14 protein-coding genes and 3 pseudogenes are annotated in these 20883 nt (G+C 69.3%); 7 read left to right on the top strand and 10 right to left on the bottom strand.

The genetic code is table 11. The annotated features are described in order from the left end of the window. Positions 1-528: 528 nt before the first annotated feature. Both ACZ3H8_RS17130 and ACZ3H8_RS17125 read left to right on the top strand, forming a co-directional pair. Positions 529-993: a DUF6153 family protein gene (locus tag ACZ3H8_RS17130; RefSeq protein WP_467402469.1), complete on the top strand. Its 465-nt coding sequence runs from the start codon at positions 529-531 to the stop codon at positions 991-993. Between the two features lie 91 nt (positions 994-1084). Next, on the top strand, positions 1085-1714 hold the full coding sequence (locus ACZ3H8_RS17125; RefSeq protein WP_467402468.1) for a DUF305 domain-containing protein: 630 nt from the start codon (positions 1085-1087) through the stop codon (positions 1712-1714). Between the two features lie 114 nt (positions 1715-1828). On the opposite strand, the gene ACZ3H8_RS17120 is transcribed toward ACZ3H8_RS17125, so the two are convergent. The 7 genes from ACZ3H8_RS17120 to ACZ3H8_RS17090 form a co-directional block, all read right to left on the bottom strand. Next, a complete protein-coding gene (locus ACZ3H8_RS17120; RefSeq protein ID WP_467402465.1) occupies positions 1829-3133 on the bottom strand; it encodes an MDR family MFS transporter in 1305 nt (434 codons plus the stop codon). Continuing rightward, positions 3133-4290, bottom strand: coding sequence for a PLP-dependent cysteine synthase family protein (locus tag ACZ3H8_RS17115; RefSeq protein ID WP_467402463.1), 1158 nt, complete (start codon positions 4288-4290; stop codon positions 3133-3135). Before ACZ3H8_RS17115 ends, ACZ3H8_RS17120 begins: the two co-directional genes overlap by 1 nt. Positions 4291-4417: 127 nt before the next feature. Continuing rightward, complete coding sequence (locus ACZ3H8_RS17110; RefSeq protein ID WP_467402461.1) at positions 4418-4891, bottom strand: hypothetical protein; 474 nt, start codon at positions 4889-4891, stop codon at positions 4418-4420. Between the two features lie 958 nt (positions 4892-5849). Beyond that, positions 5850-6656 (bottom strand): S1 family peptidase, encoded by an 807-nt coding sequence (locus ACZ3H8_RS17105; protein ID WP_467402458.1) that lies wholly within the window; start codon positions 6654-6656, stop codon positions 5850-5852. Between the two features lie 810 nt (positions 6657-7466). Further along, on the bottom strand, positions 7467-8501 hold the full coding sequence (locus ACZ3H8_RS17100; RefSeq protein ID WP_467402456.1) for an ABC transporter ATP-binding protein: 1035 nt from the start codon (positions 8499-8501) through the stop codon (positions 7467-7469). Beyond that, positions 8498-10087 carry an ABC transporter permease gene (locus tag ACZ3H8_RS17095; protein ID WP_467402454.1) on the bottom strand — a complete coding sequence of 530 codons (1590 nt, stop codon included), beginning with the start codon at positions 10085-10087 and terminating at the stop codon, positions 8498-8500. The genes ACZ3H8_RS17100 and ACZ3H8_RS17095 overlap by 4 nt, the downstream gene beginning before the upstream one ends. A 6-nt stretch (positions 10088-10093) precedes the next feature. Then, a complete protein-coding gene (locus ACZ3H8_RS17090) occupies positions 10094-11113 on the bottom strand; it encodes an iron ABC transporter substrate-binding protein (RefSeq protein WP_467402451.1) in 1020 nt (339 codons plus the stop codon). 271 nt (positions 11114-11384) lie between these two features. Here ACZ3H8_RS17090 and ACZ3H8_RS17085 point away from each other — a divergent pair, with 271 nt between their 5' ends. Further along, positions 11385-13982, top strand: coding sequence for an AMP-binding protein (locus ACZ3H8_RS17085; RefSeq protein ID WP_467402450.1), 2598 nt, complete (start codon positions 11385-11387; stop codon positions 13980-13982). A 4-nt stretch (positions 13983-13986) separates the two neighbouring features. Here ACZ3H8_RS17085 and ACZ3H8_RS17080 read toward each other — a convergent pair. From ACZ3H8_RS17080 to ACZ3H8_RS17070, 3 pseudogenes are all read right to left on the bottom strand, one after another. Then, positions 13987-14301, bottom strand: a pseudogene (locus ACZ3H8_RS17080) (alpha/beta fold hydrolase); the annotation flags it as partial. Between the two features lie 137 nt (positions 14302-14438). After that, a pseudogene (locus tag ACZ3H8_RS17075) lies at positions 14439-14666 on the bottom strand (dioxygenase family protein); the annotation flags it as partial. A 33-nt stretch (positions 14667-14699) separates the two neighbouring features. Beyond that, positions 14700-14795: pseudogene (locus ACZ3H8_RS17070) on the bottom strand (protocatechuate 3,4-dioxygenase subunit beta); the annotation flags it as partial. A gap of 204 nt (positions 14796-14999) precedes the next feature. Here ACZ3H8_RS17070 and ACZ3H8_RS17065 point away from each other — a divergent pair. From ACZ3H8_RS17065 to fdhF, 4 genes are all read left to right on the top strand, one after another. Continuing rightward, complete coding sequence (locus ACZ3H8_RS17065) at positions 15000-15938, top strand: LysR family transcriptional regulator (RefSeq protein ID WP_467402447.1); 939 nt, start codon at positions 15000-15002, stop codon at positions 15936-15938. 112 nt (positions 15939-16050) lie between these two features. After that, positions 16051-16524 (top strand): formate dehydrogenase subunit gamma, encoded by a 474-nt coding sequence (locus ACZ3H8_RS17060; RefSeq protein ID WP_467402445.1) that lies wholly within the window; start codon positions 16051-16053, stop codon positions 16522-16524. Continuing rightward, complete coding sequence (locus ACZ3H8_RS17055) at positions 16521-18077, top strand: formate dehydrogenase beta subunit (RefSeq protein ID WP_467402443.1); 1557 nt, start codon at positions 16521-16523, stop codon at positions 18075-18077. The genes ACZ3H8_RS17060 and ACZ3H8_RS17055 overlap by 4 nt, the downstream gene beginning before the upstream one ends. Continuing rightward, the gene (fdhF, locus tag ACZ3H8_RS17050) at positions 18074-20881 is read left to right on the top strand and encodes a formate dehydrogenase subunit alpha (RefSeq protein ID WP_467402441.1); all 2808 of its coding nucleotides are present in this window, start codon (positions 18074-18076) and stop codon (positions 20879-20881) included. The genes ACZ3H8_RS17055 and fdhF overlap by 4 nt, the downstream gene beginning before the upstream one ends. Positions 20882-20883: the final 2 nt, after the last annotated feature.

Below are 20883 nucleotides of genomic sequence, written 5' to 3'. Positions count from 1 at the left end.
GAAAGGGTTCGACTTTTCCATCACTCCACCTCATCTCTGGGGCTGCGTCTCGTCACCGTGCGGGACGAGGCGCCCCCCCTCTCAGAGATGAGGCCCCGTAACGTTAGCGCCCACTTCCGACTGATCACCACCCAACGCAACTCACGTGGCGTCCAGCGCCGTTGCGGTACAGCAGCGAAGTGCAGCAACCCCAACAACCGCCCCCACCCAGCACCCCCCGGAATCCTCGAAGCGACCGCTATGACCGCGCCCGACCGATCCACATAGAGCTACGGATCAGATGCCCCAAGCCCCCCGCGCCAAGGCCGATGGGCTACCGTCCTCCACTGCTCACCTTGCTGGCCGGAGTGCTCGCTCTCGCCATAGTGTTGGCGTCTGGGTTGCTCCGAGTCTCACTGTGCCGCTCAACACCGCAGCGGCTGTACTTGGGGGCGGCGGAGTAGCCGTCTACACGGCACTGCGTGCCGGCCGGCAGGACGTTCGCCACCGCGAGAACGAGTCGGCACACGAGGAGCACCCGGGCCAGGCATGGTAGACGGGAGTGTGAACGCAGTCCGCGTGGCCTGTGTTTACGATGGGGTGATGTCACGCAACGAGAAGCCCGGTGAGCCGCAACCGCTGTTGCGGCTCACCGGGCTTCTCGTGTTCGGGCTGCTCATAGGGCTGCTTGGCATGCATGGCCTCGGGCCCGTACCGGCCGCGGCACATCTGACGGGGCATGTGCGTACTGCTGAGCCCCAGCAGGTCGCCGCCGTCATGGACGCGCCGGATGAGTGCGGCCACGACGGTCACGGGCGTAGCGGGCATGCGGATCATGCGGATGCGACGTGTGCCTCAAGCGGCGTGGCCGGGTCTCCCGTGCTTCCCGCCCTCGTCCCGGCAGCGATCGGTCATACCGAGGGCGCCGAGGGGCCGATCACCGCCACTGGCAGCGGTCCCGACGGAGGCAGGGCGCCTCCCTCTCTCTCAGAATTGCAACTCCTGCGGATTTAGGGCAGGCCACACGACGCCGCTATCTGTCCGTTCTGGGCGCGGCGCCGCGATTCGCCATGCTCTTTCACAGACAAATCCCAGGAGTTCCCGCATGAACGCGCACCACAAGCTGATCCGCCGTACCGCCCTCGTCGCCGCCACTGGAGTGGCCGCCCTGGTCCTGGCCGCCTGTGGCGGTGGCGGGCACGACATGGGGTCCACGGAGTCCGGCTCCTCGCCGTCCGCCGCCACGGCACCGGCGAAGGCAGGGGACCACAACGCGGCGGATGTCTCCTTCTCCACGGAGATGATCCAGCACCACCGCCAGGCGGTGGAGATGGCCGAACTGGCTGCCACGCGCGCCTCGTCCACCGAGACCAAGGACCTGGCCACGAAGATCAAGGGCGCCCAGGACCCGGAGATCAAGACCATGTCCGGCTGGCTCACCTCGTGGGGCGAGGAGATCCCCGCCGACATGTCCGGCATGGGCCACGACATGTCGTCATCCATGCCCGGCATGATGAGCACGGACGACATGGACAAGCTGGAGAAGGCGAAAGGCGCCGAGTTCGACAAGGCGTTCGCCGAGATGATGATCAAGCATCACGAGGGCGCCATCGAAATGGCCAAGACCGAGAAGGCGGAGGGCAAGTACGCCCCCGCCAAGAGGCTGGCCGACGATGTGATCAAGGCTCAGACGGCCGAGATCGAGCAGATGAACAAGATGCTCGGCAGGAGCTGAGTCGCTGAGGCGGGGCGGCCGGCGGAGCAATCCGCCAGCCGCCCCGCGGCGTCCGGGCCGGGTACTACGGGGGCGCGAGGACTCGCATGGCGAGCCAGGCATCCGGCCGTTCGGTCAGACTGTTACGGCCTCGCTCCGCACCTCAGGCACGGGCGGCGCAAGGCGCCTGGTGCGCTGCAAACCGTGCAGAGCGGCTGCGCACACAAGGCCGAGGGAGAAGAGCGCCAGCCACGGCAGCGCGGACATCCCGGCGTCCCGGGCCGCGTCCAGCGCCGCGCCTGTCAGCAGATTGCCGAGCGCGATGCCGACACCGCAGATGGTGTTGTACAACCCGTAGTGAGTCGCCACCAGGCGGCCGCCGGAGAGACGGACGATGGTGTCCATCTCGAACGGGTAGGCGATCATCGTGCCCAGGGCCAGCAGCAGGGCGGACAGAGACGGCGGCACCGCGGCCAGCAGCCACAGTTCTGTCCCGCCGTCCGGCACGGGCACTGCAGTGGCAACCAGCAGGGGCAGGAAGGCCACCGCCATCGCCAGCAGCCCCCAGATGAGCGCGTGGCCCGGCTCCATGCGCGCCTTGCACCAGGCGGTGACCTTCGTCTGGAAGAGGACCGTGCTCAGCCCCGAGACGGCGAACAGCACGGCCACGGAAGCTGTGCCGAACTGCCCTTCTCCGCCCAGGCGCCGGACTTCCAGCGGGAGCGCCAGGTAGACCTGAAAGGTCATGACGTACGAACCGATCATGGCCACGGAGAAGAGAAGGAACGGGCGGTTGGCCAGGATGCTGCGCCACTGGGTGAGCACGCTCTCGCGCCGGCCGTCCTCCTGGTCTTTTGCATCGTCGCCCCGGCGGGCGGGCAACGCCCGGATCTGCACGATGCTCAGCACGGCGAAGATCCCGGCTGCCACGAGGCACGTGACGCGGAAGTCGACGCCTGTCAGCACCATGCCCACCAGCGGGCCCAGCAGGATGCCGGCCTGGTAGAAGACGTTGAACAGCGCGAAGGCCTCGACCCGGCGCTCGCCCGCGTCGGCGGCCAAGTACGCCCGGGTGGCCGGGTTGAACAGGGCACCGGCCAGGCCTGTCGCGGCGGACGCGGCGAGCAGGGCGGGCACGGAGTCCACGAGCCCGAGGGTTGCGAAGCCGACGATGCGCAGCACCATCCCCGCGATGATCACCGGCTTGTAGCCGAGGCGGTCGGCCAGTGTTCCGCCGATCAGGAACATGCCCTGCTGGCTGAAGTTGCGTACACCGAGGATCAGCCCGACGAGCCAGCCCGCGAGCCCGAGCGGGCCCGCCAAGTGCGCTGCCAGATAGGGCATCAGCATGTAGAAGCCGAGGTTGATCGTGAACTGATTCACCATCAGCAGCTGGACGCTTCGCTCGTACGAACGGACCTGTGCGATTGTCCCCTTCATCAGGCCTGCTCCTCCGAGTCGGCCGCGGCGAGCGGCTCCGTCGCGTCGGCGAGGTCCGCCACTTCGGTCTCACGCGCCTCGCTGTTCAGTTTGAGCGGGTCGATCACGGTGGTGCACCGGGTCCAGCGGGTGACTTCCTTCTCGTCGAGGCGGCCGATCACATCGGGTTCGGGCGCCGGCGGGGAGTCGAGCAGGCCGTGCGCCGCGCAGTAGTCGTCGTCGTACACAGTGCCGAGATAGCGCTGCGGTCCGTCGGGAAAGATCGCTGCGACCCTGGTGTCCTTGGGCAGGGCGCGGGCCAGCCACCCGGCCACGAGAGCGACCGCACCGACACTCCATCCGCCGGTGGCGTAGTGGGACGCCGCGAGTTGGCGGCAGGCCCACACGGCTTCCGCCGGCGCCACCCAGTGCACTTCGCTGAAGTTGTCGTAGGCGACGTTGCGGGGGTAGATGCTCGACCCCAGTCCTCGCATCAACCGGGTTCGGGCGGGCTGGCCGAAGATGGTTGAGCCGACGGTGTCCACTCCCGCCAACGTCAGGTCGGGATAGAGCTGCCGGAGCACGCGGGAGACGCCCGCGGAGTGTCCACCGGTGCCGACGCTGCACACCAGTACGTCGATATGCCCCAGGTCAGTGGCCAGTTCGAGCGCCAGCGGCGTGTACGCGCCGGTGTTGTCAGGGTTGTTGTACTGGTCCGGGCACCACGAACCGGGGTGCTGCTCCGTCAGCTGGACTACGCGGTCGCGACGGGCCTGCTGCCAGCCGCCGGTCGGGTGGGGTTCGGAGACGACGTTGACCTGGGCTCCGTAGGCGGACAGCAGCCGCGTCATGGACGCCTCCAGGCCCGGGTCGGTGACCAGGGTGACCGGGTGGCCGTAGACCATGCCGGCCAGGGCCAGGCCGAGGCCCAGGGTGCCGCTGGTGGACTCGATGATGCGCGCTCCCGGCTTCAGATCGCCGCGGGCTCGGGCACGTTCGACCATGTGCAGGCCGGGGCGGTCCTTGATACCGCCGGGATTGAAGCCCTCCAGCTTCGCCCAGAAGCCGCGTCCCGCCGGGGCGAGAGGCTCGGAGATCCGAAGCAGAGGGGTGTTACCAACCAGCCCGGACAGGGCGGAGCGGGTGGGGGGTGTCACGTCAGTGGCCGAAGAATGCATTATTCCGCTCTCGTTCGATGATGCGCGTCATGTACTCGCTCATGCGCATGCCGTCCCCTCGGGCAGGGCAAAGCCGGCCTGGAATTCGGCACGCGTCAGCCGTTGCAGACGGCTGCACGAGAGCGGTTTAGATGCGCCACCGGCAAACGCTGGTGAGCGTGGAGCGGCCCGACTGGGCTATCAGCACTCTGCTCGTCCGGCGCGGTGCGGGCAGGAGCCCTCCCGCTACGACAACAGGGGATGAGGCAAGGGGAGGCAGCGGTGCCGCGCCCACCGGGAGCTGGCGTCCGCTCTGGGCCTGGGGATTCAGGCCGGCGAGCGTGCATACAGAGCCGTGAGGGTGATGGTGATGCGGATGCCCGGCGGCGTCCGCCTCGTCCGCCTCGTACGGCTCGTCCGCCTCGTACGGCTCGTACGGCTCGGAAGACTGTGCGGGTTCACCGGCAGCCACCGGTGTGGGGGCGTACTCATGGCCGTCGCTGAGGAGATACGAAGAACAGTGCACCGCCGCGAGCAGCAGTGCGCTCAGGAGGCAGGCCAATAACCGGCCCGGCCACGGCGATGCGCGGCGGGTGAGGCATGCGAGGGGGTGGCGAGGCACAGCTTCTCCGTATGGCAGTCGTGTCCTCGGTCCAGGCGGGCCGAGGGGCTGCAAGGGGTCGGCGAGAGGCGGGGGGAGAGAGGCGTCGGCTCTCCCCGTCTGCCGGGTGCATGTGGCTGTCAGGGGAAGCGGGGCGCAAGGAACCTGGACGAATACGAACATAGCGCCGATAAGGGGCGAGCATGCCCATATGTCTTGAGGCGGGCCGGAAGTTGGCGAGATCTAAACCTGCAGCACGGCTGACGCTCTGGAGCCCGACAGCGAATGGCTGTCCGGTCTTGCCTGGGCAGGAGCGCGCAGGTCCGGACGTCGTTCGACGGCGCACGACGCCGTGGCCGACGGAGACAGGCAGGGGGCGCCGACAGTGACACACTCCCGCGACGGCCTGGGTGCGCAGCAATGCGCAGGTCGAGTTGGCCCGTTGTCGTCGGGGGAGGCCTGTCGCACTCCCTTGGGAGCGTCTTCGGCATGGGCAATTCCGGTGTGACCGGCGTCGGCCTGAGTGGCATTCGGCGGTGGCGCGGACAGAGCGGGAGTCAGGTGGCCCGCGATCCCTTCCGTGTCCACACCGTGCGCGTACAGGAGACCGAACAGCAGCATGGTCAGGCCAAGCAGACGTCGCAGAACCGCCGAAGGGCGGAACTGCTGCACGCGAGAGCGTGACCGGGACGTAACCATGCCGTGATCGTAGCTGCCCTTTCGCCTCGGGGCGGAATTCCTCCGAGAACGGCGTGAACAACTCGTATGGGCGGTGCGCGAGTTGTTGTGCGATGGCAGAAGGGGAGGGCTGCTTTCGTCCCGATCTACTATGGAACCAAGCAGCTGTGTTGGCGAATTTCGCCAACCGGAACCCGACCGGTCAGAGGCCCCCGGCCGAGCCGCGTCCCGGTGCCGTGCGGCCGGAGGCCCGGCGCCGGGACGCGGTGGTGCTCAACTGCTCAACACGTACTGACCGGCGTCAGCCGCCCAGCCCGTCGGCGGCCTGCTTGATGTCCGCCGCGAAGGTGCTCACCTCGGTGTAGACACCGGGCTTGCCCGGGCGCGCGCAGCCCTCGCCCCAGCTGACGATGCCGACCTGGATCCAGGCGCCCGCGTCGTCCTTGCGGAACATGGGGCCGCCGGAGTCGCCCTGGCAGGTGTCGACGCCGCCGGTGTCCAGGATCCCGGCGCAGAGCTCTTCGCCGGGGGTCAGCTGGTCGCCGTACGCCTTCTGACAGGTGGCGTCGTCGATGGCCGGGACCTTGGCCTTGAGCAGATAGCGCTGCTGGCTGCCGCCTTCCTTGTCCGCGCCCCAGCCGGCGATGTCGAAATCGCCAGAGTTGAACTTGTCGTCCCCGGCGATCGGCAGGGTCGGCAGATCGATCGGCTTCTCGAGCTTGATCAGCGCCCAGTCCTTGCCCTTACCGTTGTAGCCGGGCGCCTGGAGGACCTCTGTGGACTTCACGCTTATCGCGTTGGAGTCCTCCAGGTCGACGACGCCCGCCGTCGCGGTGATGCCGGTGTTCGGGCCGCTGCCGTCGACGCAGTGGGCGGCGGTCAGAACGATGTCCTTGGCGTACAGCGCGCCGCCACAGCCCATGGACAGGCGGACCATGAACGGGAATTCACCCTGATCGGCCTTGGTCCCGCCGACGACCTTCGTGCCTACGTCACCGCGTGGGGTCGGTGTGGAGGCGGCGTTGGCCGCGCCGTGGAGGCTGAAGGCGGCGAGGGCGACAGCACCGATCGCGGTGGTCGTCCTGAGGTGCTTCAGGTAGCTCTTCAACGGACTTCCTCTCGTGGGGGGTACGCCTCAATGGCGAGCTCATGCCAACCACGGAACCGGAAGTCGCCACCGAATGAAGTGCGTTGGAAAACGGCAGCGCGCCGCAAGGCGTCCGAACCCAGTGGGGGATGAGTCCGCAAAGCGCCCTGCGATTATGTGGAACAAACGGCCGAAGTGACAAGGGGGCTGCAATCCCTCAACTCCCTTAGGACTCAGGCCCGTTGGGTCCATACCGGCCGATCCCAGCGCTAATGCCGCCTGCTGTTACACGAGTGATACGAAATCTCCGGAGAGCTGTGTTGTTGGCGCAATCCGCGCTGAAGTCGCGGTGAGAGTGCGGTAATCCGGCCGGTGGCGTAGGCAGCGGCGAGTTGCGGCTCCCGGCCGGCGCCGGATTGCGACGCCGTCGTTGCGGGCGACCTGGCGCTGGGATCGCAATGTACGAGCCCGCCCGGCCAGTGCTCCCGCGCTAAGCCGTCGGCAGAGTCCCCTGGCAGGTACCCGGTCAGCCGTTGTAGTCAGCGCCTCGAGCTCCGCGCGGGCGAGCAGCACGGTACTTGGCCGAGCGACCCGCGGCTGCGGAAGATGTGTACGGTGGCCTGGACGAAAATGGCGAGCTCTGGGTCGGTCTGGAGAATCAGCGCGTCAATGAAGCGATAGATGCTGATGAATTCGGCGAACGGCGCGAAGATATTGCGGTCCTGTGCTTCGTCAAGAGCCTGTACGGAAGCTTTCCGATATCGCTCCGCTATGCGTGCGAGAACCTCGAGCGGTCCGGGGCGCGGCGCCGTCGTTCAACGACCAGCATGCTCAGGAGTGCAGGGTCGCCTCGCCCGTGACGTGGATGCCGGTGCGCTGGCCGGGGCGTACGGCAACGGGTCCGGCGACTCGGATCGCCACCGGACTCGTCAGCCCGTCGACGTCGACGGTGACCATGGCGTCGTGGCCGTAGAAGCTCACCTCGGTCACGGTGCCCTGGACTGCCGTTGCGGTTTCCGTGAGTTGCAGTTGCTCGGGCCGAAGGAGGACGGTCCCGGTGCGGCTGTCCCCGGCGGGCGGGGCGAGGGGCAACCGGCCCAGCGCGGTGGTGGCTGTGCCGTTGGCGGCGGTTGCGGGCAGAAGTACGGCGTCGCCAACGAAACGGGCCACCCAGGGGTCGGCGGGGTGCTGGTAGACCTCCTGGGGTGTGTCGCACTGGGCGACCTTCCCGTTTCGTACGACCGCGACAAGGTCGGCCGTGGAGAGGGCTTCCTGCTGGTCGTGGGTGACCAGAACGGCGGTGGCGCCGGTGGCGTGCAGGGCGGCGCGGACATCTGCCCGGACTCCCGCGCGCAGGGAGCTGTCGAGGGCGTTGAACGGCTCATCGAGCAGGACCAGCGCGGGTTTTGGTGCCAGGGCCCGGGCCAGGGCGACGCGTTGCTGCTGACCGCCGGAGAGTTCATGGGGCATCCGGTTGCCGTATCCGCCCAGGCCGACGAGTTCGAGCATCTCCTCCGACCGGCTGCGGCGCTTGCCGCGATCGGTGCCGGTCAGGCCGAAGGCGACGTTGCGGGCGACGCTCAAGTGCGGGAAGAGCGCACCTTCCTGCGGGACGATGCCGATGCTCCGGCTCTCCGGCGGCAGGTTCAGCCCGGGGGCGGTCAGGGTGCGCCCCGCGACCGTGATGGTGCCCGAGTCGGCGCGCAGGAAGCCGGCGATGATGCGGAGCAGGGTCGTCTTGCCGCAGCCGGACGGACCGAGCACGGCAGCGAGCGCGCCGCCGGGGACGGTGAGGTCCACCCCCTTGAGGACGGCCGCGTCCGGGCCGTAGGCCTTGGACACACCGGTGATCTGCAGAGCGGTCATGTGCGGTGCCTCCCGAGGAGGTAGGAGGGGACGGCGGCCAGCAGGATCAGGGTGGCGGCGTACGGGGCGGCGGCGGCGAACGATCCAGTTCCGGTCTCCGTCCACAGGCGGGTGGCCAGGGTGTCCATGCCGGTGGGGCGCAGCAGCAGGGTGGCGGGCAGTTCCTTCATGCAGACCACGAAGGTCAGGGCGGCCCCGGCGGCGACGCCGGGTGCGGCCAGCGGCACGGTGATCTCACGAAGGACGCGCAGCGGGCTGCGGCCGAGTGAGCGCGCGACGTCCTCCAGGACGGGTGGGGCCTGGAGCACGGCGGCGCGGGTGGCGGCCACTGCCACGGGCAGGAAGAGCACGGCGTACGCGCAGACCAGCAACGGGAGTTCCTGGTAGAGCGGTTCGGCGTAGCGGACGGCGAAGAAGACCAGGGACAGCGCGACGGTGATGCCCGGCAGGGCGTGGCCCGCGTAGGCGGACTGTTCCAGCAGATGCGCGGTCCGGCCCCGGTGGCGGGCGGCGATCACCCCGACGGGCAGGGCGAGCAGCGTGGTGAGTGCGGCGCCCGCGGTGGCGATGCCGAGCGTCGTGGCGGCGATGTCGAGGAGTCCCGCCGGGTCCCAGGTCGCGGAGTTGCCGACGGCCAGCCAGTATCCGAGCGTGGCCAGCGGAGTGACCACTGCGACGGCCGTGACCGCCGCGCACCAGGTCAGCGCGGCCACCCGCCACCGGCCCAGCGGTGCGGGCACGGCGTGCCGTGCCGTGCCGGTACCGGTCCTGGCGTGCCCCGCGCGTCCGCGCGTCCGCGCCTCAAGGGCGACCAGTGCCACCGTCATCACCACCAGCACGACGCTCAGCGCGGCGGCCGGAGTGCGGTCGAAACTTGCCCGGTAGGACGTGTAGATGCCGCGGGTGAAGGTGTCGTAGCGCATCAGGGAGACCGCGCCGAAGTCGGACAGCACATACAGCGCGACCAGCACCGCGCCTCCCGCCGCCGCGGGGCGGATCTGGGGCAGCGTGACACGCAGGAAGGTCCGCAGCGGCCCGAGGCCGAGCGAGCGGGACACGTCCTCCTGTGCCGGATCGGTGCCGCGCAGCGCCGCAGTGACCGGCAGGTAGACGTACGGGAAGCTGACCAGTGTCAGCGCCAGCGCGGCTCCCGGGAAGCCCGCCAGTTCCGGGAAGGCGGAGAGCCAGGCGAAGGCCGCGACGTAACTCGGCACGGCCAGCGGCAGGGTCACCAGCACCGACCAGACGCGGGCACCGGGCAGCGAGGTCCGCACGGTCAGCCAGGCCAGCGAGACCCCCAGGAGCAGGCAGGCCGTCACAACGACGGCGGCGAGCCCGAGACTGCGGCCGAGCAGCTGGGCGGTGCGCTCATTGGCGACGACGTTCCATGCGTAGCCGGGGCCGCGTTCCAGGGAGCGCACCGCGAGATAGCCGAGCGGCAGCAGCGCGAACAGCGCGGCGACAGTGGCCGGCACCAGCAGGACGGCCGGCGGTCGGCGGCCAGCACTCAGCCGCCCGGTCGGCGTGGGAGTGCCGGCCGGGCGGGCAGCGGGATCCGTCCGGACGACGGGATCCTTGGTGTGCATGTCGGCTCAGACCATCCCGGCATCCTGCAGCATCTTCAGGGTCTCCTGGAGCGATTCGAGCTTGCCGAGGTCGATCTTGGGGGCGTCCAGGGAGTCCAGCGGCGGCAGGTCCTTGACCGTGCTGGTGACGCCGGCGGCCAGCGGGTACTCCTTGGTGTCCTCGGCGAAGTAGGTCTGCGCCTTCTTCGAGAGCAGGAAGTCGACGGCCTTCTGGGCCACGGGGGCCTGGTCGCTGCCCTTGAGGATGCCGACTCCGGCCGCGTTCACAAGAGCGCCCGGGTCGCCGCCCGGCAGGAAGTGGATCTTTGCGCCCACCTTGTCCTCGCCCTTCTCGGCGACCTGCTCGTACCAGTAGTAGTGGTTGACCAGGCCGAGGGAGACCTCTCCCTCCCCCACTGCGTCCAGCACCTTGAGGTTGTTCTCGTACACCTTCGGATCGTTGGCCTTCAGGCCCTTCAGCCAGGTGCGGGTGGCTTCGTCGCCCTCCAGGACGCGCATGCCGGTGACGAAGGCCTGGAAGGAGGCGTTGGTCGGGACGTATCCGATCTTGCCCTTCCACTCCGGCTTGGTCAGCTCGCGGACGCTGTCCGGCACTTTGGTGACCTTGCCGGGGTTGTACGCGAGGACGCGCACGCGCCCGGAGGTGCCCACCCAGTCGCCCGCGCCGCCGCGGAACGCCGCGTCGACCTGGTCCAGCGACGTTTGCGGCAGCTTCTGCAGACGGCCCTTCGTGGAGAGGGCTCCAAGGGCTCCGGCGTCCTGGGAGAAGAACAGCCCGGCCTTGGTCTTGTCGCCCTCCTCCAGGATCTGGGCAGCCAGCTCGGCGCTGTCGCCGTAGCGGACAGCGACCTTGGTGCCGACAGTCTTCTCCAGCTCGTCCAGCAGCGGTTTGACCAGCTTCTCGTTGCGGCCGGAGTAGATGATGAGCCCGGCGTCGTCTTCGTCGTTGCCGCAGCTCGCGAGGGCGGGCAGCAGCAGGGCTGCCGCGAGGAGCGCGGTCAGACGTCGGACCAAGGGGCGTCGCATGAGAGAAGCCTTCCTGCGTGGCTCACTTCCGTCGCCGCACGTCGCGTCGTCAGGGAGCGAGCGGCGTAGCGGTGCCGCGGAGGAACCTTTGAACGCCCAATAAATAAGGTAAAGCTAACCTATCGTCAAGGGTGACGTACACAACAGGTACGCGGTGGGCGACCGGGCGGCGAAGCCGACCCTACCGGCGGCCGTTCTGTGGATCTTCAGTGGATCAGCTGTGACTGCGCTGTGACTATCAAATAAAGTAAGGCTTTCCTAAGATGCCCTCGTGATAGCGCCTTCCGGCCTGCTCCCAGGCACCAAGACCGTCCCGTTCGCCCGCACTCTCGCGGCCCACGGCGACCGCACGGCGGTCATCACTGCCGACGGCCCGGTGTCCTACCGTGAGCTCGCCGCACGGGTGGCCGAGACCGCAAGCCGCCTCGGCCCGGAACGGCGCCTTGTCCTCCTCGTCGGCGCCAACACGCTCGACGCTCTCGTTGTCCACCTGGCGGCGCTGGCCGGGGGGCACCCCGTCCTGCTGGTGCCGGGCGATCATGCCGAAGCCGTGCAGTCGCTGACCGACGCGTACAACCCGGATGTCGTGGCACGCCCCGACGGCGGCGCATGGGTGCTCGACGAGCGACGCGCGGTCTCAGCGCACACCCTGCACCCGGACCTCGCGCTGCTGCTCAGCACCTCAGGCTCCACGGGATCAGCCAAACTCGTCCGCCTGTCGCACGAGAACCTGCAGGCCAACGCGGAATCCATCGCGGAATACCTGGGCATCCGTGACAGCGACCGCGCGGCCACGACCCTGCCCATGCACTACTGCTACGGCCTCTCCGTCATCCACAGTCATCTGCTGAGCGGCGCCGGTCTGATCCTCACCGGCCTCTCGGTCGCAGACGCCTGCTTCTGGGAGCTGTTCCGGACCGGCCGAGGTACGACATTGGCCGGGGTCCCCTACACCTTCGACCTGCTCGACCGGGTCGGTTTCGCCACCATGGAGCTGCCGCATCTGCGTTACGTCACCCAGGCGGGCGGGCGGCTTGCGCCCGACCGGGTTGCGCACTACGCGGCCCTGGGCCGGGCCGCCGGCTGGGACCTGTTCGTCATGTACGGCCAGACCGAGGCGACGGCCCGCATGGCGTACCTGCCACCGGACCTCGCTCACACACATCCCGAGGCGGCCGGTGTCGCGATCCCCGGCGGCTCCTTCCGGTTGCAGCCGCTGCCGGACTGGCCCGGCCAGGACACCGGCGAGCTGGTGTACGCGGGCCCCAACGTCATGCTCGGCTACGCCGAAAGCCCTGACGACCTCGGGCTCGGCCGGTCCATCGACGAGCTGCACACCGGTGACATCGCCCGGCGTACCCCCGGCGGACTGTACGAAATCCTCGGGCGGCGAAGCCGGTTCGCGAAGATCCTCGGCCTGCGGATCGATCCGCAACAGGTCGAGGCGATGCTCGAGAGGCACGGCATCACCTCCTGCTGCACTGGTGACGACGACGAGTTGGTGGTGGCCGTCTCGGGCGATCCGGACGCTGTCGACGCGGCGAGCGTGCGGCGGATGGTGACCGGCGAATGCGGCCTGCCGGCCCGCGCCGTGCGTGTCCGAGTCCTCCCCGAACTGCCCCGGCTCGCCACGGGAAAGGCCGACTACCGGGCCATACGCGAACTGACCCGGCCCGAGGCCTCCGCAGACGCGGCGAAGTCGGTGCCGGCCCGGCGGACGACGCCCACCGGACCCGTTGACCTGTGCCGGCTGTACGCGGAGATTCTCGACCGGGACCAGGTCACGGAGGACAGCAGCTTCGTCGGCCTGGGCGGCGACTCGCTGTCGTACGTCGAGATGTCACTGAACCTCGAGGAAGCGCTCGGCCATCTGCCCGACAACTGGCACACGCTCCCGATCCGTGAGCTCAGGAAGCCGTCGGGGCAGCCGGCCGAGGACCGGCAGAAAACCCGCCGCCGCACCCTGGAGACCGGGGTCGCCCTGCGTGCCGTCGCCATCGTGCTGATCGTCGGCTCGCACATCCATCTCTTCATGGTCAAGGGCGGCGCCCATGTCCTGCTGGGAGTGGCCGGGTACAACTTCGCCCGCTTCCACCTCACTTCGGCCGACCGCCGCGAGCGCCTGCGGAACCTCGGGCGGAGCATCACACGGATCGCCGCGCCGAGCGTTGCCTGGCTCGCACTGATGCTGCTGGTCACCGACGACTACCGGCTCACCGATGTCCTGCTGCTCACCAGCCTCTTCGGACCGCACACCGGCTTCTGGTTCATCGAAGCCCTGGTCTACATACTGGCGGCCGCCGCCGCCGTGCTCGCCATACCGCTCGTGGACCGCACCGAGAGGCGCTTCCCCTTCGCCGTTCCCGCGGCCCTGATGACGCTCGGGCTGATCGGGCGCTACGACCTCTTCGGCCTCGACGCCCGCGGCCACATTCCGCTGGCGGTCACCGTCTTCTGGCTCTTCGCCATGGGGTGGGCTGCCGCGAAGGCGGTCACTGTGCGGGAGCGGCTGCTGGTGACGTTCGCAGCGATGGCGACAGTTCCGGGCTTCTTCGGGCAGCCTGCCCGCGAGGCGGTCATCATCGCCGGCCTCACACTCCTGGTGTGGGTGCGGAATCTGCCGAGTCTGGCCTCCGTCAACCGGGTGGCAGGCGTACTGGCCGGCAGCTCTCTCTACATTTACGTGACGCACTGGCAGGTCTTCCCGCGACTGGACGACCAGTTCGCGGTGGTGTCGATGATCGCCTCACTCCTCGTCGGCATCGCATACGCCGCCTTGGCGACCAGGGTGATGCGGTGGCGGCCGTTCCCACGAGAGCGGTGGATCAAGCTCCGTTCACGGCGGGGGAGCATGGGCTCGGTCCCGTGACCGTGAAGTGGGCGCGCAGGGCGGCGAGTACGGCACCCGGGCGCTCGGCGGGCGCGAGGTGGGAGGCGTGCGCGAGTTCGTTGAGTGTGGCGCCGGGGACGGCGTCGGTGATCTCCCGGGCATGAACGGGCGGGGTGGCCGGGTCGTCCCGGCCCGCGATCACCAGCGTCGGGGCGGTGATCGACGGCAGCACATCGCGCACGTCGTACGTGGCCAGGGCGTCGCAACAGGCTGCGTACGCCCCCGCGTCGGTGTGCCGCAGGTCGTCCAACAGGCCGGGCACCGTGAAGCCGGGAGTGAACCAGCGTGCGGCAGCCGTCCGGGCGATCGGGCCCGGGCCGTGCAAGGTGATGGTGTCGGGGTGGCCTGCGGGGGCGACCTCGCCGCCGCCGGTGAACGGCAGGGCGTATCCGTAGAACGGGCCGACGGTCTGCGAAGGCGTGGGCGGCGTGGACATCAGTGGCCTTCCTCGGTCCAGGTGGCGGACGGGCCGTCCAGGACGATGTCCCAGCGGTATCCGAGTGACCACTCGGGGACGGACAGATCGTGGTCGTAAGCGGCCACGAGACGCTCGCGGGCACCGCTGTCGGTGACGGACTGCAGCACCGGGTCGTACGCGAAGAGCGGGTCGCCCGGGAAGTACATCTGGGTGACCAGACGCTGCGTGAACGCGGTCCCGAGCAGCTCGACGGCCTCGGGGTCCCGCATGGGTGTCAGCGGCCGGTGCGGATGGCGCAAGTGGCTGCTGTGGTACGGCGGGTAGTCGCGCGGCGGGTGGTGCCCGCCGGTCGCGGCGGTCCGGACCTTGGCGATCTCGTCGTCGGACCAGGTATTCCTCGCCCCGCTCGCCCCAAAGGAGCAGGCGCTCTTCCTCCAGCTGATGCGGCGCGTCGCGGACGCCGCCGAAGAGCTACGCAATCCCGCCGAGTCCCTCGGTGCGACGCAATCGCGCGCGGCACGTCCATGAACGTGTAGACAGACGAGCACCGGATCGTCTTGCTGGGGTAGGAGTCAGCCGTGCTGCTGAGACAACTCGAGTATCTGGCCGCGCTGGCACGCGAACGCCACTTCGCGCGGGCCGCCGAGGCCTGCCATGTGTCCCAGCCGTCGCTCTCCGCGGGTATCCGGACGCTGGAGCGCGAGCTCAAAGTCATGATCGTGCGACGGGGAAGGCGCTTCGAGGGCTTCACCCCCGAGGGTGAGCGGGTGGTGATGTGGGCCCGCAGGATCCTGGCGGAGCGCGACGCCCTGTGCGACGACCTCGCGGCGATGGACGGCGGGCTGACCGGCGTGCTGCGGGTGGGAGCGATCCCGACGGCGCTGACCGCCGCCCAGCTGCTGACCACGCCGTTCTTCGACCAGCACCGCCAGGTCAGGATCTCGCTGGAATCGGTGTCGTCGAGGGAAATGGTGCACCGGCTGGCCGAGTTCGACCTCGACGTGGGGATGAGTTACGTGGACGGGGAGCCGCTCGGCAACGTACGCACGGTTCCGCTGTACCGCGAGCGCTATCTGCTGCTGACACCGAAGGACTGCGAACTGGCGGACCGGGAGCGGGTCGGCTGGGCCGAGGTGGCCGGCGTCCCGCTGTGCCTGCTCTCCCCGGTGATGCAGAACCGCCGGATCCTGGATCGAAACTTCGCCGACGCCGGAGTGAGCGTCAGCCCCTCCGTGGAGACGGACACCGTGTCGGCCCTTTACTCCCACCTCGGGACCAAGCGGTGGTCCAGCGTCATCGCCCACGCATGGCTCGGTTTGTTCGGCGTGCCCGAGGGGATGCGGCTGGTGCCCATGGAGCGGCCCGCCCGCAACCACCACATCGGTCTGGTGCTGGCCGACCGCGATCCGGGGCTCAGCCTGGTGCGGGCACTGGTGGACGTTGCCCACCGGGTGGACATGGGCACCGCGCTGGACGACATCCTGCGCAGGCATCTGCACCCGCCTGTACATCGTTGATAGACGGCGCCTAACAGGCCATAGCCAAGAACGTTTGGACGCCCCCGGAAAACCGCAGGACAGTGCCCCTGTACATGCCGCTGTACATGCCGCGCGATCGAAGGGGCGGGTCATGGCGCCGTTGCCGGAGCAGTCCTTGGAGCATCGGGTGCGTTCGATCGTCGCGGAGCACCGCGGCGGCCGCGGTGCGCTGTTGCCCATCCTCCACACCGTCAGGGAAGAACTGGGGTACGTCGATCCGGCGGTGATCCCGCTCCTGGCCACCGAACTGAACCTGTCGAGGGCCGACGTGTACGGCGTCGTCACCTTCTACGAGGACTTCCGCCAGACCCCGCCGGGCCGCAGGACCGTACGGATCTGCCGCGCCGAGGCGTGCCAGGCGGTGGGCGCGGTGACGGTGGCCGACCGCGCCCGCGAACGGCTCGGGATCTCCTTCGGCGAGACCACCCCGGACGGGGAGGTCACCCTGGAGCAGGTCTTCTGCTTCGGCAACTGCGCCACCGGCCCTGCGGTCCAGATCGACGGTCGGCTGTACGGCCGGGTCGGCCCTGAGCGGCTGGACGCCCTGCTGGAGGTGGACGCATGAGCACCCCTGTGACGGTCTATGTGCCCCGCGACTCCGCGGCCCGCTCGGTGGGCGCCGACGAGGTCGCCGACCGGATCGCCGAGGCTGCCACAGCGGCGGGCCGTACGGTGCGTCTGATCCGCAACGGCTCCCGCGGGATGCTGTGGCTGGAGCCGCTGGTGGAAGTGGCGACCCCGGCCGGCCGGATCGCGTACGGCCCCGTGGCACCCGAGGACGTTGACGGCCTGGTCGCCGCCGGGATGCTCGACGGAGCCGGGCATGCGCTGTGCCTGGGCCCTACCGAGGACATCGGCTGGCTCCGCGACCAGACACGGGTCACCTTCGCCCGCGTGGGCGTCGTCGATCCGCTCTCCGCCGAGGACTTCACCGCGCACGGCGGCCTCGCAGGCCTGCGGCGCGCCCTGGAGCTCACCACGGACGAGATCGTCACCGAGGTCACCGAGTCCGGGCTGCGTGGCCGCGGCGGTGCCGGCTTCCCGGCCGGCATCAAGTGGAAGACGGTCCAACAGGCGGAGTCGGAGCTGAAGTTCGTCTGCTGCAACGCCGACGAGGGCGACAGCGGTACGTTCGCCGACCGCATGCTGATGGAGGGCGACCCCTTCACCCTCATCGAGGGCATGACCATCGCCGCCCACGCGGTCGGCGCCAGTGAGGGCTACATCTACGTGCGCTCGGAGTACCCGGACGCGGTGGCCACCTTGCGCGCGGCGATCGCGACGGCGTACGAGCACGGCTGGCTCGGCAGCAACATCCTCGGCTCGGATCTCCGCTTCGACCTGTTCGTCCGGGTCGGCGCGGGCGCGTACATCTGCGGCGAGGAGACCTCCATGCTGGAGAGCCTGGAGGGCAAACGCGGCACGGTCCGCGCCAAGCCGCCGATCCCGGCGCTGGAGGGCCTGTTCGGCAAGCCGACCGTGGTCAACAACGTCCTCACGCTCGGTTCCGTACCGATGATCCTGGCCGACGGCGCGAAAGCCTTCGCGGAGCTCGGCACCGGCCGCTCCCGGGGCACGCAGGTCTTCCAGCTCGGCGGCAACATCGCCCGGGGCGGCATCATCGAGACCGCCTTCGGAGTCACGCTCGGCGAGCTGGTCGAGGGGTACGGCGGCGGAACCCGGTCGGGGCGGCCGGTGCGCGCGGTCCAGGTCGGCGGGCCGCTCGGCGCCTATCTGCCCACGTCACGGTTCGAACTGCCCATGGACTACGAGGCGTTCGCGGCAGCGGGCGCGATGGTCGGACACGGCGGTGTGGTGGTCTTCGACGAGACCGTGGACATGGCGGGGCAGGCCCGGTTCGCCATGGAGTTCTGTGCCGCCGAGTCGTGCGGAAAGTGCACCCCCTGCCGGGTCGGAGCGGTCCGCGGCGTCGAGGTCATCGACAAGATCGTCGCCGGCGAGAACCGGTCGGCCAACCTCGTACTCCTGGGCGATCTCTGCGACTTGATGACCGAGGGCTCGCTGTGCGCGATGGGCGGGCTGACCCCGATGCCGGTGAAAAGCGCCCTGGAGCACTTCCCCGCAGACTTCGCAGCGACGACGGAGGCAAGGCGATGAGCCTGATCAAGGAGCCGGATTACGGTACTCCGGCGCGGCCGGGCGAGGCGGCCGTGGCGGTGGAGATCGACGGCAAGGAGGTGCTGGTCCCGGAGGGCACCTCGGTGATGCGCGCCGCCGCCGAGGCCGGTATCGACATCCCCAGACTGTGCGCCACCGACAGCCTCGAACCCTTCGGTTCCTGCCGCCTGTGCCTGGTGGACATCGACGGCCGCAAAGGCACCCCGGCGTCGTGCACCACGCCGGTCGCGCCGGGCATGAAGGTACGCACCCAGACGCCGAAGGTGGCCGAACTGCGCCGCGGCATCATGGAGTTGTACATCTCCGACCACCCCCTGGACTGCCTGACGTGTCCCGCCAACGGCGACTGCGAACTGCAGGACATGGCCGGGGTCGTCGGTCTGCGCGAGGTCCGCTACGGCTTCGACGGGGAGAACCACCTCGACGAGCCCACCGACAGCTCCAACCCGTACTTCGACTTCGACGCGAGCAAGTGCATCTCCTGCTCCCGCTGTGTACGGGCCTGCGGCGAGGTGCAGGGCACCTTCGCCCTGACCATCGAGGGCCGGGGTTTCGCCTCCAAGGTCGCGGCGGGCGCGGGCGGCAGTTTCATGGAGTCCGACTGCGTGTCCTGCGGCGCGTGTGTGCAGGCCTGCCCGACCTCCACCCTCCAGGAGCGTTCCGTGGTCGAGCTGGGCATGCCGACCCGCAGCGTGATCACCACCTGCGCGTACTGCGGTGTGGGCTGCTCCTTCAAGGCCGAGCTGCGCGGCGACGAGGTCGTACGGATGGTCCCGTACAAGGACGGCGGGGCCAACGAGGGCCACTCGTGCGTCAAGGGCCGGTTCGCCTTCGGCTACGCCTCCCACCCCGACCGCCGGCTGGGGCCCATGGTGCGCGAGCGGATCACCGACCCCTGGCGGGAGGTGGAGTGGGAGGAGGCCATCGGCCATGTGGCCCGGCGCATGCTCGACATCCAGGCCCGGCACGGCGCGGACGCGATCGGCGGCATCACCTCCTCCCGGTGCACCAACGAGGAGGTCTACGCCGTCCAGAAGATGGTCCGCGCGGCCTTCGGCAACAACAACGTGGACACCTGTGCGCGGGTCTGCCACTCGCCGACCGGCTACGGCCTCAAGCAGACCTACGGCACCTCGGCCGGCACCCAGGACTTCAAGTCCGTTGCCAAGGCTGACGTCATCCTGGTCATCGGCGCCAACCCGACCGACGGGCACCCGGTGTTCGCGTCGCGCATGAAGCGCAGGCTGCGGCAGGGCGCCCAGCTCATCGTCGCCGACCCGCGCCGGATCGACCTGGTGCGCTCCCCGCACATCGAGGCCGCGCACCATCTGCAGCTGGCGCCCGGCACCAATGTGGCGCTGGTCAACGCTCTCGCGCATGTCGTGGTCACCGAGGGCCTGGTGGACCGCGAGTTCGTCGGGGAGCGCTGCGAGGACTTCGAGCAGTGGGAGCGGTTCATCGCCCGCCCGGAGCACAGCCCCGAGGCGGTCGCCGACATCACCGGCGTGCCCGCCGACGAGCTGCGAGCCGCGGCCCGGCTGTACGCCGCCGCCCCCAACGCGGCGATCTACTACGGCCTCGGGGTCACCGAACACAGCCAGGGCTCGACGATGGTGATGGGCATGGCCAACCTCGCCATGGCCACCGGCAACATCGGCCGCGACGGCGTCGGCGTGAACCCGCTGCGCGGGCAGAACAACGTGCAGGGCTCGTGCGACATGGGCTCCTTCCCGCACGAACTGCCGGGCTACCGGCATGTGTCGGACGACGCGGTACGTACGGTCTTCGAGACGCTGTGGGGGAGGACCCTCCAGTCGGAGCCGGGCCTGCGCATCCCCAACATGTTCGACTCGGCGATCGACGGCTCCTTCCGTGCGCTGTTCGTGCACGGCGAGGACATCGCCCAGTCGGACCCGAACACCAAGCACGTCACGGCCGCGCTGTCGGCGCTGGAACTGGTCGTCGTGCAGGACCTGTTCCTGAACGAGACCTCGAAGTTCGCCCATGTCTTCCTGCCGGGCACGTCCTTCCTGGAGAAGGACGGCACGTTCACCAACGCCGAACGCCGGATCAACCGGGTGCGGCCGGTGATGGCGCCGAAGACCGGCAAGCACGAGTGGCAGATCGTCTGCGAGATCGCGCAGGCGATGGGGTACCCGATGAAGTACGACAACGCCGCGCAGATCATGGACGAGATCGCGATGACCACACCGACCTTCGCCGGGGTGTCGTTCGAAAAGCTCGACCGGGTCGGCAGCGTGCAGTGGCCGTGCAACGACGCGGCGCCCGAGGGTACGCCGATCATGCACGTGGACGGATTCGTCCGGGGCAAGGGCAGGTTCGTGGACACCGTCTACGTGCCGACCGAGGAGCGCAGCACCCGGAAGTACCCGCTGATCCTCACCACGGGCCGCATCCTGTCCCAGTACAACGTCGGCGCGCAGACCCGGCGCACCGGCAATGTGGTCTGGCACCCGGAGGACGTTCTGGAGCTGCACCCGCACGACGCCGAGGTGCGCGGAATCCGGGACGGGGACATGGTGGCGCTGGCCAGCCGGGTGGGCGAGACCAGTCTGCGGGCGAGGATCCACGACCGGATGCCGGTCGGTGTCGTCTATACGACCTTCCACCACCCCACGACCGGGGCCAATGTGGTGACAACCGAGCACTCGGACTGGGCGACCAACTGCCCGGAGTACAAGGTGACGGCGGTTCAGGTGACGCTGAAGCAGCTCGCCTCTGCGCCTTCCGCTCCCGTCCCCCTCCCCGCAGTCGTGGAGTGAGC

It is taken from the genome of Streptomyces sp. NPDC002868 (genome assembly GCF_055563295.1).
The sequence above is the reverse complement of the archived record's forward strand: the minus strand, read 5'-3'. Positions and strand labels throughout refer to the sequence as shown.

Bases quoted from the DNA above. Each gene is read 5' to 3' on its own strand.
- ACZ3H8_RS17130 (WP_467402469.1), top strand. From the start codon at position 529: ATGGTAGACGGGAGTGTGAACGCAGTCCGCGTGGCCTGTGTTTACGAT.
- ACZ3H8_RS17125 (WP_467402468.1), top strand. From the start codon at position 1,085: ATGAACGCGCACCACAAGCTGATCCGCCGTACCGCCCTCGTCGCCGCC.
- ACZ3H8_RS17120 (WP_467402465.1), bottom strand. From the start codon at position 3,133: ATGAAGGGGACAATCGCACAGGTCCGTTCGTACGAGCGAAGCGTCCAG.
- ACZ3H8_RS17115 (WP_467402463.1), bottom strand. From the start codon at position 4,290: ATGCATTCTTCGGCCACTGACGTGACACCCCCCACCCGCTCCGCCCTG.
- ACZ3H8_RS17100 (WP_467402456.1), bottom strand. From the start codon at position 8,501: ATGACCGCTCTGCAGATCACCGGTGTGTCCAAGGCCTACGGCCCGGAC.
- ACZ3H8_RS17095 (WP_467402454.1), bottom strand. From the start codon at position 10,087: ATGCACACCAAGGATCCCGTCGTCCGGACGGATCCCGCTGCCCGCCCG.
- ACZ3H8_RS17090 (WP_467402451.1), bottom strand. From the start codon at position 11,113: ATGCGACGCCCCTTGGTCCGACGTCTGACCGCGCTCCTCGCGGCAGCC.
- ACZ3H8_RS17060 (WP_467402445.1), top strand. From the start codon at position 16,051: ATGGCGCCGTTGCCGGAGCAGTCCTTGGAGCATCGGGTGCGTTCGATC.
- ACZ3H8_RS17055 (WP_467402443.1), top strand. From the start codon at position 16,521: ATGAGCACCCCTGTGACGGTCTATGTGCCCCGCGACTCCGCGGCCCGC.
- fdhF (WP_467402441.1), top strand. From the start codon at position 18,074: ATGAGCCTGATCAAGGAGCCGGATTACGGTACTCCGGCGCGGCCGGGC.